This window comes from Pseudomonas sp. BIGb0278 (assembly GCF_024809895.1).
Taxonomy (GTDB): domain Bacteria; phylum Pseudomonadota; class Gammaproteobacteria; order Pseudomonadales; family Pseudomonadaceae; genus Aquipseudomonas; species Aquipseudomonas shirazensis.
In genome coordinates, this window is record NZ_JANUEL010000007.1 from 185,992 (window position 1) to 198,972 (window position 12,981).

Below are 12,981 nucleotides of genomic sequence, written 5' to 3' on the forward strand. Positions count from 1 at the left end.
ACGACGCCTCCTGAAAAAAGTCGCGCAGTGTAGCAGAGGCTGGCTTGGCTCAGCTGACCACGCGGCGCGGCGCGCCGGCAAAGAACGCCTGGGCGTTTTCGCTGAGCTGCCCAACGATGCGCTGCCGTGCCTCGACCGCGCCCCAGGCACTGTGTGGAGTCACGATCAGGCGTGGCACGTCCGCCTCCAGCAGCGGGTTGCCGTTGACCGGTGGCTCGACGCTGAGCACGTCGGTCGCCGCGCCGCCCAGATGACCGCTGCGCAGGGCGTCGGCCAAGGCCTGTTCATCGATCAGGCCGCCGCGGGCGGTGTTGACCACCAACGCGCCGGGCTTGAGCAGGGCCAGTTCACGGTGGCTGATCATGTGCCGGGTGTGTTCATTGAGCGGGCAATGCAGGGTCAACGCATCGACCTGCGGCAGCAGTTCGTCCAGCGGCAGGCGCTCGGCACGTGCAGGGCGACCGGGGATCTGCCCGCTCAGAACGCGCATACCAAAAGCCTCGGCCAGGCGTGCCACGGCGCCGCCCAGCTCGCCGTGGCCGAGCAGGCCGAGGGTCTTGCCTTCAAGTTCGACGATAGGGAAGTCGAGCAGGCAGAACTGGCTGGCCTTGGCCCATTGACCGTCGGCGACCGCGCGCTGGTAGTCGCACAGGCGGGTCGCCAGCGCCAGCAGCAAGGCCAGGGTGTGCTGCGCCACCGAGGGAGTGCCGTAGCCCTGGCAGTTGCACACGGTAATGCCCTGGGCACGCGCGGCGTTCAGGTCGACGTTATTGGTGCCGGTTGCAGCCACCAGGATCAGTTGCAACTGCGGATTGGCCGCCAGTACGTCCGCATCCAGCAGCACCTTGTTGCTGATTGCCACAGTAGCGCCCTGCAGGCGTTCGGCAACCTGCTCCGGCGCGGTCGCGCCGTGTAGCGTAAGCGTGCCGAAGCAGGCCCTGAGCGCGCTTAGGTCGAGGTCGCCGAGGTCCAGTGAGTCATGGTCAAGAAATACAGCAGTGTGGCTGGAGGTCATGGTCTGTCCTGTGCTCTGGCAGCGTGCGCGAAGGGGAGGGTAATAGACCCTACAGAATCAGGTGAAAAAACGCATGTCGACTAGTTGAAATCTGTCATGCGACCTTGGCCGCTGCCCCGATCTCTGGCTGCAGCGTGCAGAGGGCGTCAGCAGTTTCGTGCTCGAATGCTTCCAGCGCCGCGTGCAGCCCTTGCAAGGAGGTGATCTGTGCGCGAACTGCAGCTTTCTTGTCGGCGAGCGCCTGTTGCACCTGCAGCCAGGGAATCTGACCGTCTGGGTAAGGTTGCAGGATGGCCTGCATCTCTTTCAGCTTGAATCCAAGTTGCTGCGCGCATTTGATCAGGCGCAGGCGATCTACGCTCTGTTCGCTGTAGATCCGGTAGTTGCCTGCGCGTTGCGGCTCGGGCAGCAGGCCGAGCTTCTCGTAGTGACGGATCGATTTGACGCTGGTGCCCGCAAGTTGGGCTGCTTTTCCGATGTACATGGGGGCTTCCTTGCGTGATCGATGCGCCAGCCTGGGCTGGCGATTCATCTTACACAAGCAGCTGAACGCGTCTACGTGGCTAGCTGGCGGCCAGCTTGCGGGCCTGCAGCACCCAACGCTCGCGCTGGCTGGTACTGGAGCCGAGTACCGGCCCGAACGTCAGGGTGCGGGTCGGCTTGATGCCGCAGAAGGCCAGGGTGGTCTTACGCATCTGATGCAGGCCAGGCATGCGATAGACCCAACGGTAGTACCAGGGCGGCGTGTCCATGGTCACCAGCAAATGGGCGGTGCGGCCCTTGAGCAGTTGCTCAGGGAATGGCGAGTCTTCGCGGTACTTGAAGGCAAAGCCAGGCAGGAAAGTACGGTCGAAAAAGCCCTTGAGCAACGCCGGGGTAGCGCCCCACCAGATCGGAAAGACAAACACCAGTTGTTCGGCCCAGAGGATGTCCTCCTGGGCCTGGCGCAAGTCCGGTTCCAGCGGCTGGATCTGCCGATAGCCGTGGTGCAGTACCGGGTCGAAGGTCGCTTTCGGCAGGTCAAGAATACGCACGGCATGCCCGGCCTCGCCGGCGGCGAGGATGTAGGCCTGGCCCAATGCGGCGCAAAAGCTGTCCGCGGCGGGGTGGCCGAGGATCACCAGAATACGTTTGCTCATGTCAGCTCCAGTCAATCAAGCCAACGAGGCTAAGGCCTGCCCCTAGCGGTAGAGTCAACAGCGGCACTCATACCCGCGCCGCGCAAATCATTCCTTCGGCTGATTTGGCTGTCACATCTGCGCTCTAGAGTAAGCGCCTGACCTCGCCCGACTCGAAAAAGGGATAACCATGCTGCAGACGCGCATCATCCAACCCGCTGAAGGTGCTTACCAATTCCCGCTGCTGATCAAGCGCCTGCTGTTGTCTGGCAGCCGCTACGAGCGCACCCGCGAGATCGTCTACCGTGACCAGTTGCGCCTGACCTATCCACAACTGGTCGAGCGCATCGCGCGCCTGGCCAATGTGCTTAGCGAGGCCGGGGTCAAGCCGGGCGACACCGTCGCCGTGATGGACTGGGACAGCCATCGTTACCTAGAATGCATGTTTGCCATCCCGATGATCGGCGCGGTGGTGCACACCATCAATGTGCGCTTGTCACCCGAGCAGATCCTCTACACCATGAACCACGCCGAGGACCGACTGGTGTTGGTCAACAGCGATTTCATCGGCCTGTACCAAGGCATCGCCGGGCAGCTGACCACGGTTGAAAAGACCCTGCTGCTGACCGACGGCCCGGACAAGCGCGCCGAACTGCCGAACCTGGTCGGCGAGTACGAACAACTGCTGGCCGCCGCCAGCCCGCAGTACGCCTTCCCTGATTTCGACGAGAACTCGGTGGCGACCATGTTTTACACCACCGGCACCACCGGCAACCCTAAGGGCGTGTACTTCACCCATCGGCAACTGGTGCTGCATACCCTGGCGGAAACTTCGGTACTGGGCAGCATCGACAGCGTGCGCCTGCTCGGCAGCGATGACGTGTACATGCCGATCACGCCGATGTTCCACGTTCACGCTTGGGGTATCCCGTACGCAGCCACGCTGATGGGCATGAAGCAGGTCTACCCTGGCCGATACGAGCCGGACATGCTGGTCAAGCTCTGGCGTGAAGAGAAGGTCACTTTCTCCCACTGCGTACCGACCATCCTGCAGATGCTGCTCAATTGCCCGGCGTCCCAGGGCCAGGACTTCGGCGGCTGGAAGATCATCATTGGCGGCAGTGCGCTCAACCGTGCGCTGTATCAGGCCGCGCTGGCCCGTGGCATTCAGCTCACTGCAGCTTATGGTATGTCCGAAACCTGCCCGCTGATCTCCGCGGCGCACATCAACGAAGAGCTGCAGGCCGGCGGCGATGACGAGCGGGTCAGCTATCGGATCAAGGCCGGGGTGCCGGTGCCGCTGGTGGAAACCGCGATTGTCGACGGCGATGGCAATTTCCTCCCGGCCGATGGTGAGACCCAGGGCGAACTGGTGCTGCGGGCGCCGTGGCTGTCGATGGGGTATTTCAAGGAGCCGGAAAAAAGCACCGAGCTGTGGGCTGGCGGCTGGCTGCATACCGGAGACGTCGCCACCCTCGACTGCATGGGCTATATCGACATCCGCGACCGCATCAAGGATGTGATCAAGACCGGCGGCGAGTGGATTTCCTCGCTCGACCTTGAAGACTTGATCAGCCGCCATTCGGCGGTGCGTGAAGTGGCAGTCGTCGGTGTCGCCGATCCACAGTGGGGCGAGCGTCCGTTTGCCCTGCTGGTTGTTCGCGACGGGCAGAGCCTTGACGCCCGCGCGCTCAAAGAGCATCTCAAACCGTTCGTCGAGCAAGGTCATATCAACAAGTGGGCGATTCCCAGCCAGATTGCCGTTGTTACGGAAATTCCCAAGACCAGCGTCGGCAAGCTGGACAAGAAGCGCATCCGCCTCGACATCGTCGAATGGCAGGCCAGCAACAGCGCGTTCCTGTCGACCCTGTGAAGCGCAGCGGGTCATCGGCGAATTAGGCGCGACCCGCATTGCAGAGAGGATGGCGCCTTGTCAAATGGGAAAATTGGGCCATGCTAGAGCACTGTCAGCTCGCACACCGGACCAGATCGGGGCGAGCGACGGGCACGGAACGCAAATCACACTTTAGAGGGATCTAGCGTCCGAGCCTGCTGGCTATAGTCGGGGCCAGGGGTTTTCAGAAACGGAGGGGGAGCGCTGCGTGCAACTCGCAGCGTCGCAGGTGCAAGCCTGCCTACCGGTCAGCCGGACCGTTTCTGCAAGGACTCACTGCCATAACAAAAAAGAACATGGAGTAGCGTCGATGAAATCTGCACACCCGTTCTGGCGTCGGGCAAGACTGCCCTTTGCCGTCAGCCTCGCTTCTACGCTCGCAAGCCCTGCATTCGCGGTCAGTTTCAACATCGGTGAAATCGAAGGCCAGTTCGATTCGTCGCTGTCGGTCGGCGCCAGTTGGTCGACAGCCAGCCCGAACAAAAACCTGATCGGCGTCAACAATGGTGGCAAAGGGCTTTCGCAGACCTCCGACGATGGCCACCTGAACTTCAAGCGCGGTGAGACCTTCTCGAAAATCTTCAAGGGCATCCATGACCTCGAACTGAAGTACGGCGACACCGGCATCTTCGTCCGGGGCAAGTACTGGTATGACTTCGAGCTCAAGGATGAGCACCGCGAGTTCAAGGACATCAGCGACTCCAATCGCAAGGAAGGCGCCAAGTCTTCCGGGGCCGAGCTGCTCGATGCGTTCGTCTATCACAACTACTCGATTGCCGACCAACCCGGTTCGGTGCGTTTCGGCAAGCAGGTAGTCAGCTGGGGTGAAAGCACCTTCATTGGCGGTGGCATCAACTCGATCAACCCGATTGACGTGGCTGCCTTCCGCCGTCCAGGCGCCGAGATCAAAGAAGGCCTGATCCCGGTCAACATGTTCTATATCTCGCAGAGCCTGACCGACAACCTCTCGGCCGAGGCCTTCTACCAGCTGGAATGGGACCAGACGGTTGTCGATAACTGCGGCACCTTCTTCTCTCAGCCGGACATCATTGCCGACGGCTGTACCGACAATCTGCGGGTGCTCAGCAGTGGGCGAACTTTGAGCGGGCTGCCACCTATAGCGCAGGGCATCCTGGCCGGGAGCGGGGTGGACTACAACAACGAAGGCGTGCTTGTGCGGCGCAGTGCTGACCGCGATGCCCGTGACAGTGGCCAGTTCGGGGTCGCGCTGCGCTACATGTTCGAGCCATTGGACACCGAGTTCGGCGCCTACTTCATGAATTATCACAGCCGTGCGCCGATCTTCAGTGCCACCGGCGCCGATCCATCGGTGTTCGCTGGCCTCGCCGGTTTGCCGCCACCGCTGCAGGGTCTGGCGCCGCTGATCGTTGCGGGCAACTCGAAATACTTCGTCGAGTACCCGGAAGACATCCGCCTGTACGGTTTGAGCTTCTCCACCACGCTGCCAACCGGTACCGCCTGGAGCGGTGAAGTCAGCTACCGGCCAAACGCGCCGGTGCAGCTCAACACCACCGACATCCTGTTCTCCGGCGTACGTCCGATCGGCGGCGGGTTGACCAACGCATCGTTGCTCACTGGCACACCTGGGCAGGACCTGCACGGCTACCGTCGCAAGGAAATCACTCAGTTCCAGACCACCCTGACGCACTTCTTCGATCAAGTGATGGGCGCCAGCCGCATGACTGTGGTCGGCGAAGTCGGCGTGACTCACGTTGGCGGCCTGGAGAACGCCCGCGAAATCCGCTATGGCCGTGACCCGGTCTATGGCCCGGGGCCGCTGCCAGCGACCGGTGGCGCGGATACCTGTGTGGCGCTCAATAACAGCACAATCGGTGGCGCCGGCGCGGGCGCATCCACCGCCAACCTCAGCCGCAAGTGCGAAAACGATGGCTATACCACCAGTACTTCGTGGGGTTACCGAGGCCGCGTGATCTGGGACTACAACGACGTCTTCGCTGGGGTCAACCTCAAGCCAAGCGTGGCCTGGTCGCACGACGTGTCCGGCTACTCACCTGGCCCGGGCGCCAACTTCGAAGAAGGGCGCAAGGCCGTAAGCCTGGGCCTCGATGCCGAATACCAGAACACCTACACAGCGAGCCTGTCGTACACCAACTTCTTTGACGGCAAGTACACCACCGTGGATGACCGCGACTTCGTTGCGCTCAGCTTCGGCGTGAACTTCTAAGCCCATTGATCCAGGACGACCAACCAATGAACAAGACCAGAAGTCTGCTGAAGGCCGGTGTACTGGGCATGTCCCTGCTGGCAACCAGCGTCATGGCTGCGGTTTCCGCTGACGAGGCGGCCAAGCTCGGCAGCACCCTGACGCCGATGGGTGCGGAAAAAGCCGGTAACGCCGACGGCTCCATCACGGCCTGGCAACCGCTGTCGAAAACCGCTGGCAGCGTCGATGCCAAGGGGTTCCTGTCTGACCCGTATGGCAGCGAGAAGCCCAAATTCACCATCACCGCGCAGAACGTCGAGCAGTACAAGGACAAGCTTTCGCCTGGCCAGTACGCGATGTTCAAGCGCTACCCGGAGACCTACAAGATTCCGGTCTACCCGACCCATCGCGGCTCGACCGTGCCGGATGAAGTGTTTGCCGCGATCAAGCGCAACGCCACCAAGACCAATCTGGTTGCGGGCGGCAACGGCCTGGAAAACTTCGAGACGGCTATTCCGTTCCCGATTCCCAAGAGCGGCGTCGAAGTGATCTGGAACCATATCACCCGCTATCGCGGTGGCAGCGTGACGCGCCTGGTTACCCAGGTCACGCCGCAACCCAACGGCTCCTACAGCCCGGTATCGTTCTCGGACCAGTTTGTGTTCCGCGACAAGCTGAAAGATTACGATCCAGCGAACCCGGGCAACGTGCTGTTCTACTTCAAGCAGAAGGTCACCGCGCCTTCGCGCCTGGCGGGCACCGTGCTGCTGGTCCACGAGACCCTTGACCAAGTCAAGGAGCCGCGCAAGGCCTGGGTCTACAACGCCGGCCAACGCCGCGTGCGCCAGGCACCGCAGGTGTCCTACGATGGTCCGGGTACTGCGGCGGACGGGCTGCGTACATCCGATAACCTCGACATGTTCAACGGCGCGCCAGATCGCTACGACTGGAAGCTTGAAGGCAAGAAGGAGATGTACATCGCCTCCAACACCTACAGGCTCGATTCGCCAAGCCTGAAATACGCCGATATCGTCAAGCCCGGCCACATCAACCAGGACCTTAGCCGCTATGAGCTGCGCCGGGTCTGGCATGTGGTCGCGACCTTGAAGCCGGGCCAGCGGCATATCTATGCCAAGCGCGACTTCTATATCGATGAGGATACCTGGCAAGCCTCGGTGATCGACCAGTACGACGGTCGCAACCAGTTGTGGCGCGTGTCCGAAGCGCATGCTCAGGACTATTACAACAACCAGGTACCGTGGTACACCCTCGAGGCGATCTATGACCTGCAGTCGGGTCGCTACCTGGCCCTGGGTCTGAAAAACGAAGAAAAACGTGCCTATGACTTTGGCTTCACCGCCAGCAAGGCCGACTTCCAGCCAGCAGCGTTGCGCCAGGACGGTATTCGTTAATCAACGCAGCTAAAACTCCGCGTGACTCCCAGAACGCCCCGGCCCGCCGGGGCGTTTTGATTTCCGGTGCGCACTGATGGGTTGCCGTAAATCAGCTCTGTCGTTTTTTGTCGTAGTCTTTTACCGGATAAACACACCCATCATCTTCAAATAGGCTGCGATACCCGCTAGTCTCGCAACAACCTGCTGTGCTGATGTCTCCCTCATAACGAGCCGGCCATGACTGATCTGTCCCGTACGCATGGATACACCAGCCAGGCCCTTGGCCTGCTGGACGGGCGTTTTTTCCGGCCACCGTTGCCCGATGGCCACGTGCCCCGTGGGCGCTTGTGCCAGCGTCTGCATGCGGGGCTGTCTGGCAGGCTGTTGCTGATCAACGCGCCAGCCGGCTTCGGCAAAAGCTCACTGGCGATCGAGTTCTGCGAGTCCCTGCCTGATCACTGGCGCAGCCTGTGGCTGGGGTTGAGCCAAAGGGATGCCGACCCTGGGCGTTTCCTCGAGCGCCTGCTGGAAGGTTTGCAGCAGTACTGCCCGGCCTTGGGCGGGCAGGCCATGGGCCTGTTGAAGATGCGCCAGCGTCATCAGCCGTTCGCCTTCGAAGAGTGGCTCGACGGCCTGCTCGACGAGCTGGCGCTGTACCTGCAAAGCGATAGCCCGATCCTGCTGGTGCTTGACGACTACCATCTGGCGCAGGGGGCGGTGCTCGACCGGTGTTTGCAGTTCTTCCTCAATCACCTGCCAAACGGCCTGGTGCTGATGATTACCAGCCGCCAGCGCCCCGATTGGCACCTGGCCCGTCTGCGCCTGTCGCGCCAACTCAGCGAACTCAACGAGCAGGACCTGCGCCTTACTGCCGATGAAGCGCTGGCGGTGCTCGGCCGACAGCCCACCGGCTTGCGCGGGCAGGCACTGGACAACCTGATCCAGCGCAGCGATGGCTGGGTAGCGGGGCTGCGCTTCTGGCAGCTGGCAGCCAGCGAGTCGGGCGACGAACATGCCTTGCCGCAGGCATTGCATGGCGGCGAAGGGCTGATCCGTGATTATCTGCTCGAAGAAGTGATCGATATCCTGCCGGCCGACGTGCAGGCGTTTTTGTACGAAACCGCCTGCCAGGAGCGCTTCTGCGCCGAGCTGTGCGACGCCCTGCGCGCACGTCAGGACAGCGCCGGCATCCTGCGCTACCTGCAAGCGCATCAGGTGTTTCTGGTGCCGCTGGATGAACACGGCCATTGGTATCGCTACCATCATCTGTTCTCTGATTTGCTGCGCAGCCGCCAGCACAGCGCGCCGCTGGCTGATCTGCATCTGCGCGCCTGCCGCTGGTTTCAGGCCCAGGGCCTGCTTGACGAAGCGGTCGAGCAGGCCCTGCGCGCCGGCCATCTGGATGTGGCGGCGGACCTGGTGCAGAGCCTGTCCGAGGAGCAACTGCTGGCCGAGCAGAACGTCGGCATGCTCCTGCGCTGGAAGATGGACCTGCCCGACAGCCTGTTGATCAGCACGCCGCGGCTGATCGTGCTGTACAGCTGGGCGTTGGGCCTGGCCTGCCAGTTGGACGCTGCCGAAGAACTGGCGGCGCACCTCAGCCGGTTTTTGCCGGCGCCCTCGGCCACCGCCCAGCGCTCGATGCTGGCGCAGTGGCTGGCGCTCAGTGGCGTGATCGCTCGCGGCCGCGGCGACCGTGAACGCACCTTGAGCTATTGCAGCGAAGCGCTGCAGAGCCTGCCCAACAAGCGCTACGGCCAACGTCTGGTGTGCCTGTCGACACTGTCCAACCTGGCCATTGCCGACGCCGACTTCTGGCGCGCGCGTGGCTGGAACCGCGAAGCGCTGGAGTTGGCCCAGCGGGTCGGCAACCCGTTGTTCGAGGCACTCGCCCATTACGATCGGGCGCGGGTGCTGCACGCCCGTGGTGAAATCCGCCGGGCGCTGGATGAAGTCCGTCAGGGCTTGTTGCGCCTGCAGGATCTGTCAGCGCAGCGGCTGTACGCGGTGCGCGCCAGGCTGACCTTGTACGAGGGCCATTTGCTCGCGGCGCACCTGCAACCGGCCCAGGGCCGCGCGCGCTTGCGCGCGGGCCTCAGTGAGGCGCGCGCCTGTCGCGATATCAGCGTGCTGATCGGGCACTGCGTGATTGCCTCGCTGGACGGCCGCGAAGGGCAGTATGCCGAAGCCTTCGCCGAACTGGCTGAAGCCGAGCGCTTGATGCATATCTGGGACGTACCGCCAATCTTCTACCTGGCGATGATCACCCTGGTGAAGTGCGAGCTGTGGCTGGCCCAGGGCCGTACCGACCTGGCCGAATCATGGCTGCTGCGGCTCGCTCAGACCTATGGCGGCGAGCAGCCCGCTGCGGCGCCGGAGTTTCACCCATTACTGCCATTGCACATCGAGCTGCAACAGGCGCTGCTGGAGCGCGTCCAGGGCCGTTCGGCGCAGGCTGTCGCGCGCCTGCAGAGGCTGGTCGAGCGCGGCCAGGCCAGTGGCGGTCAGTTGCTGGCGGCCAGCGCCTTGTGCCAGCTGATTGCCCTGCATCTGGCCGAGGGCCGCGAGCAGTCCGCTGCCAGCCTGTTGCCGCAAGCGCTACTGGCCGCCCAGGGTGGCGCCTTGCAAGCGTTTCAACGGTTGCTGGATGAACAGCCGCTGTGGCTGCGCGAGCAGCTGTCGACGCGCCCCGCCAGCAGCGTCCAGCTCGACCTGCTGGCGCGCCTGCCGCAGCCGCAGGTGGTTGCCAGTGGCACCGGCGAAGCCCTGAGCGGGCGGGAGTTGGCGGTGCTTGAGTTGATCGCCCAAGGCTGCTCGAACCAGCAGATCAGTGAGCGCCTGTTCATCTCGCTGCACACCGTCAAGACCCACGCCAGCCACATCAACAGCAAGCTTGGCGTGGAGCGCCGCACCCAGGCGGTAGCCAAGGCCAAGGCGCTAGGCCTGCTGCCCTGAGCCTGCGCTACGGCCTGCGAATTCGCCCTCAGCTTTCTCTACCTGCTGCCGATAAACAGGTCGGCGACACGCATCGCCTCGGGTCATTTTCCATCCTCTGCCATGACAGGTCGTGTTGATGCTGCAGTACGGGCAAAAAAGCTTTCTGATCGTCGACGACTTCACCGACTTTCGCACCTCGGCCCGCTCCATGCTCCGCGAGCTGGGCGCGCGCGATGTGGACACCGCTGACAGCGGCGAACAGGCGCTGCGCATGTGCGCGCAGAAACGCTATGACTTCATCCTGCAGGACTTTCACCTGGGAGATGGCAAGAAGAACGGTCAGCAGGTACTCGAGGACCTGATCCTCGACAAGTTGATCAGCCACGAGTGCGGGTTCCTCATGGTCACCGCCGAGAGCAGCCAGGCCATCGTTCTCAGCACCCTCGAGCACGAGCCGGATGCCTACCTGACCAAGCCGTTCAACCGTGTCGGTCTGGCCCAGCGCCTGGAAAAACTGCTGCAGCGCAAAACCCTGCTCAAGCCGATTCTGCAGGCACTTGATCGCGGTCGTCCGGCCGAAGTGATGGCCGCCTGTGCTGCCCTGTGCAAGCAGGACCCGCGCTTTGCCCCGCTGTGCCTGCGCTACCGCGCCGATGCCCTGCGCGATCTCGGCCGCTTCGAAGAGCTGGAGAAGTTTCTCTCGTCGATCCTCGCCAGCAGGCCGCAGCCGTGGGTCTACTCGATGCTCGGCAGCGTGCTGCACAAGCGCGGCCAGAACGATCAGGCCAAGGGCGTGTACGAGCAGGCGCTGAAAGCCTTCCCGATCATGCCGGGGCTGTATGACGGCATGGCCGATGTGCTGGTCGCCCAGGGCGATAACAAGCGTGCCCAGCACATGCTCGAGGAGGCCGTGCGCCTGTCGCCACTGGCGGTACGCCGGCAGGCCGCGCTGGGCAAGCTGGCGATGGGCAACGACGATTTCGAAAGCGCGTCCAAGGCCTTCCGTCACGCTGTCAGCCAGGGCCAGAGCTCGCGCTACAAGGACGCCGAAACCAACCTTGGCCTGGCTCAGGCGCTGATGAGCAAGAACGCAGGTTTTGGCCTCGACGCACGCACCCGGGTCGAGATCAACACCGTGCTCAGTGAGGTAGCCAAGGAGAACGGCGAGGACCAGGGCCTGCAAGTGCGTGCCCGGTTGATGAAGGCGGCCAGCCTGCAACAGGCCGGCGACCCTGAAACCGCCGCCAAGTTGACCGAGCAGGCCATGCAGCGGCTGGACAACATGGACCAGTTCTTCTCGGTCGACGCCGCCCTGACCGTGGCCAAGCAGCTCCAGCAACTGGGCCAGGAGGCAGCCGGCACCAGCATCCTCAAGGGTTGCGTGGAAACCTACGGCGATGACCCCAAGGTCATGCAGAGCGTCGCCAAGATGACCGACGACCCAACGGTGCTGGGCGCCGTGACCGAAGCGGTCGATCTCAACCGCCAAGGGGTACGCTGCTATCAGACCGGCCAGCTCGACGAGGCCTTGGGCATGTTCCGCCGAGCGCTGTCGCTACAGCCAAAAAATATCAGTATCGCCTTGAACACGGCTCAGGCCCTGTTGCGTATCGCCGGTGAGTCGCCTTCGCCCGAATACATGCTGGAGTGTCGCAGCTGCCTGCAAAGCGTGGCCGGCATCCCCGCCAGCGACAGCCGCTACGAGCGTTATCGAAAACTGCATATGCGGGTGTTTGGCGCATGAACCAGGAAAACCCGGGGCTGGATTTCTCGACAGTGATCGCCTCCACTGTCCACGACATGAAAAACTCACTGTCAGCGTTGATCCAGGCGCATAACCAATGGCTGGCGCGGCTGCCCGAAGCGCAGCGGCAAGGCACCGAGCAGGGCGTCATTGAGCACGAATTCGGCCACCTCAACGGCATGCTGGTGCAGATGCTCGGGCTGTACAAGCTGGGCGTCAATCAGCTGCCGATCTGCCCTGGCTACCACGAGCTGGAAGATTTCATCGAGGCGCAGTTGGCGGCGCATCAGGAGATCCTCAAGCACCGCGATATCCTCGCCACCTGGCGTATCGAAAGCGCCAGCCCGCTGGGCTTCTTCGACCGAGAGCTGGTGGCTTCGGTGATCTCCAACGTGCTCACCAACGCCATTCGCTACGCCGGCCACGCCTTGCTGATCGGTATTGAAGAAGACGGCGAGCAGTTGATCATCAGCGTCAACGACGACGGCCCGGGTTATCCCGAGCGCATGCTCGAGCGGCAGCAGGATTACATTCAGGGCCTCGACGCCAGCACCGGCAGCACTGGCCTGGGCCTGTACTTCGCGGCACGGATTGCGGCCCTGCATGAGCGCAATGGCGTTACCGGCCGAATCGAAATCAGCAACGGTGGCGCCCTCGGTGGCGGTTTGTTCAGGCTCTATCTGCCCTGAGTCGA

9 protein-coding genes are annotated in these 12,981 nt (G+C 62.8%); 6 read left to right on the plus strand and 3 right to left on the minus strand.

The annotated features are described in order from the left end of the window. Window positions 1-49: 49 nt before the first annotated feature. The 3 genes from M2396_RS21375 to M2396_RS21385 form a co-directional block, all read right to left on the minus strand. The gene (locus M2396_RS21375) at window positions 50-1,015 is read right to left on the minus strand and encodes a 2-hydroxyacid dehydrogenase (protein WP_259077823.1); all 966 of its coding nucleotides are present in this window, start codon (window positions 1,013-1,015) and stop codon (window positions 50-52) included. A gap of 94 nt (window positions 1,016-1,109) precedes the next feature. Then, a complete protein-coding gene (locus M2396_RS21380; protein ID WP_150573439.1) occupies window positions 1,110-1,499 on the minus strand; it encodes a MerR family transcriptional regulator in 390 nt (129 codons plus the stop codon). Between the two features lie 79 nt (window positions 1,500-1,578). Then, window positions 1,579-2,154, minus strand: coding sequence for an NAD(P)H-dependent oxidoreductase (locus M2396_RS21385; protein WP_150573436.1), 576 nt, complete (start codon window positions 2,152-2,154; stop codon window positions 1,579-1,581). A 169-nt stretch (window positions 2,155-2,323) separates the two neighbouring features. Here M2396_RS21385 and M2396_RS21390 point away from each other — a divergent pair, with 169 nt between their 5' ends. The 6 genes from M2396_RS21390 (at window position 2,324) to M2396_RS21415 (ending at window position 12,976) form a co-directional block, all read left to right on the plus strand. After that, window positions 2,324-4,006, plus strand: a complete 1,683-nt coding sequence (locus M2396_RS21390; RefSeq protein WP_259077826.1) for a fatty acid--CoA ligase — start codon at window positions 2,324-2,326, stop codon at window positions 4,004-4,006. 331 nt (window positions 4,007-4,337) lie between these two features. Continuing rightward, window positions 4,338-6,233 carry a DUF1302 domain-containing protein gene (locus M2396_RS21395; RefSeq protein ID WP_150570065.1) on the plus strand — a complete coding sequence of 632 codons (1,896 nt, stop codon included), beginning with the start codon at window positions 4,338-4,340 and terminating at the stop codon, window positions 6,231-6,233. A gap of 26 nt (window positions 6,234-6,259) precedes the next feature. Then, on the plus strand, window positions 6,260-7,624 hold the full coding sequence (locus M2396_RS21400) for a DUF1329 domain-containing protein (protein WP_101316558.1): 1,365 nt from the start codon (window positions 6,260-6,262) through the stop codon (window positions 7,622-7,624). Between the two features lie 219 nt (window positions 7,625-7,843). Then, window positions 7,844-10,561 (plus strand): LuxR C-terminal-related transcriptional regulator, encoded by a 2,718-nt coding sequence (locus M2396_RS21405; protein WP_220633097.1) that lies wholly within the window; start codon window positions 7,844-7,846, stop codon window positions 10,559-10,561. Window positions 10,562-10,679: 118 nt separating this feature from the next. Next, the gene (locus tag M2396_RS21410; protein WP_101322940.1) at window positions 10,680-12,287 is read left to right on the plus strand and encodes a tetratricopeptide repeat-containing response regulator; all 1,608 of its coding nucleotides are present in this window, start codon (window positions 10,680-10,682) and stop codon (window positions 12,285-12,287) included. After that, window positions 12,284-12,976 (plus strand): sensor histidine kinase KdpD, encoded by a 693-nt coding sequence (locus M2396_RS21415; protein WP_150573622.1) that lies wholly within the window; start codon window positions 12,284-12,286, stop codon window positions 12,974-12,976. Before M2396_RS21410 ends, M2396_RS21415 begins: the two co-directional genes overlap by 4 nt. The last annotated feature ends 5 nt before the right edge of the window (window positions 12,977-12,981 follow it).

Bases quoted from the DNA above. Each gene is read 5' to 3' on its own strand.
- M2396_RS21375 (WP_259077823.1), bottom strand. From the start codon at position 1,015: ATGACCTCCAGCCACACTGCTGTATTTCTTGACCATGACTCACTGGAC.
- M2396_RS21380 (WP_150573439.1), bottom strand. From the start codon at position 1,499: ATGTACATCGGAAAAGCAGCCCAACTTGCGGGCACCAGCGTCAAATCG.
- M2396_RS21385 (WP_150573436.1), bottom strand. From the start codon at position 2,154: ATGAGCAAACGTATTCTGGTGATCCTCGGCCACCCCGCCGCGGACAGC.
- M2396_RS21390 (WP_259077826.1), top strand. From the start codon at position 2,324: ATGCTGCAGACGCGCATCATCCAACCCGCTGAAGGTGCTTACCAATTC.
- M2396_RS21395 (WP_150570065.1), top strand. From the start codon at position 4,338: ATGAAATCTGCACACCCGTTCTGGCGTCGGGCAAGACTGCCCTTTGCC.
- M2396_RS21400 (WP_101316558.1), top strand. From the start codon at position 6,260: ATGAACAAGACCAGAAGTCTGCTGAAGGCCGGTGTACTGGGCATGTCC.
- M2396_RS21405 (WP_220633097.1), top strand. From the start codon at position 7,844: ATGACTGATCTGTCCCGTACGCATGGATACACCAGCCAGGCCCTTGGC.
- M2396_RS21410 (WP_101322940.1), top strand. From the start codon at position 10,680: ATGCTGCAGTACGGGCAAAAAAGCTTTCTGATCGTCGACGACTTCACC.
- M2396_RS21415 (WP_150573622.1), top strand. From the start codon at position 12,284: ATGAACCAGGAAAACCCGGGGCTGGATTTCTCGACAGTGATCGCCTCC.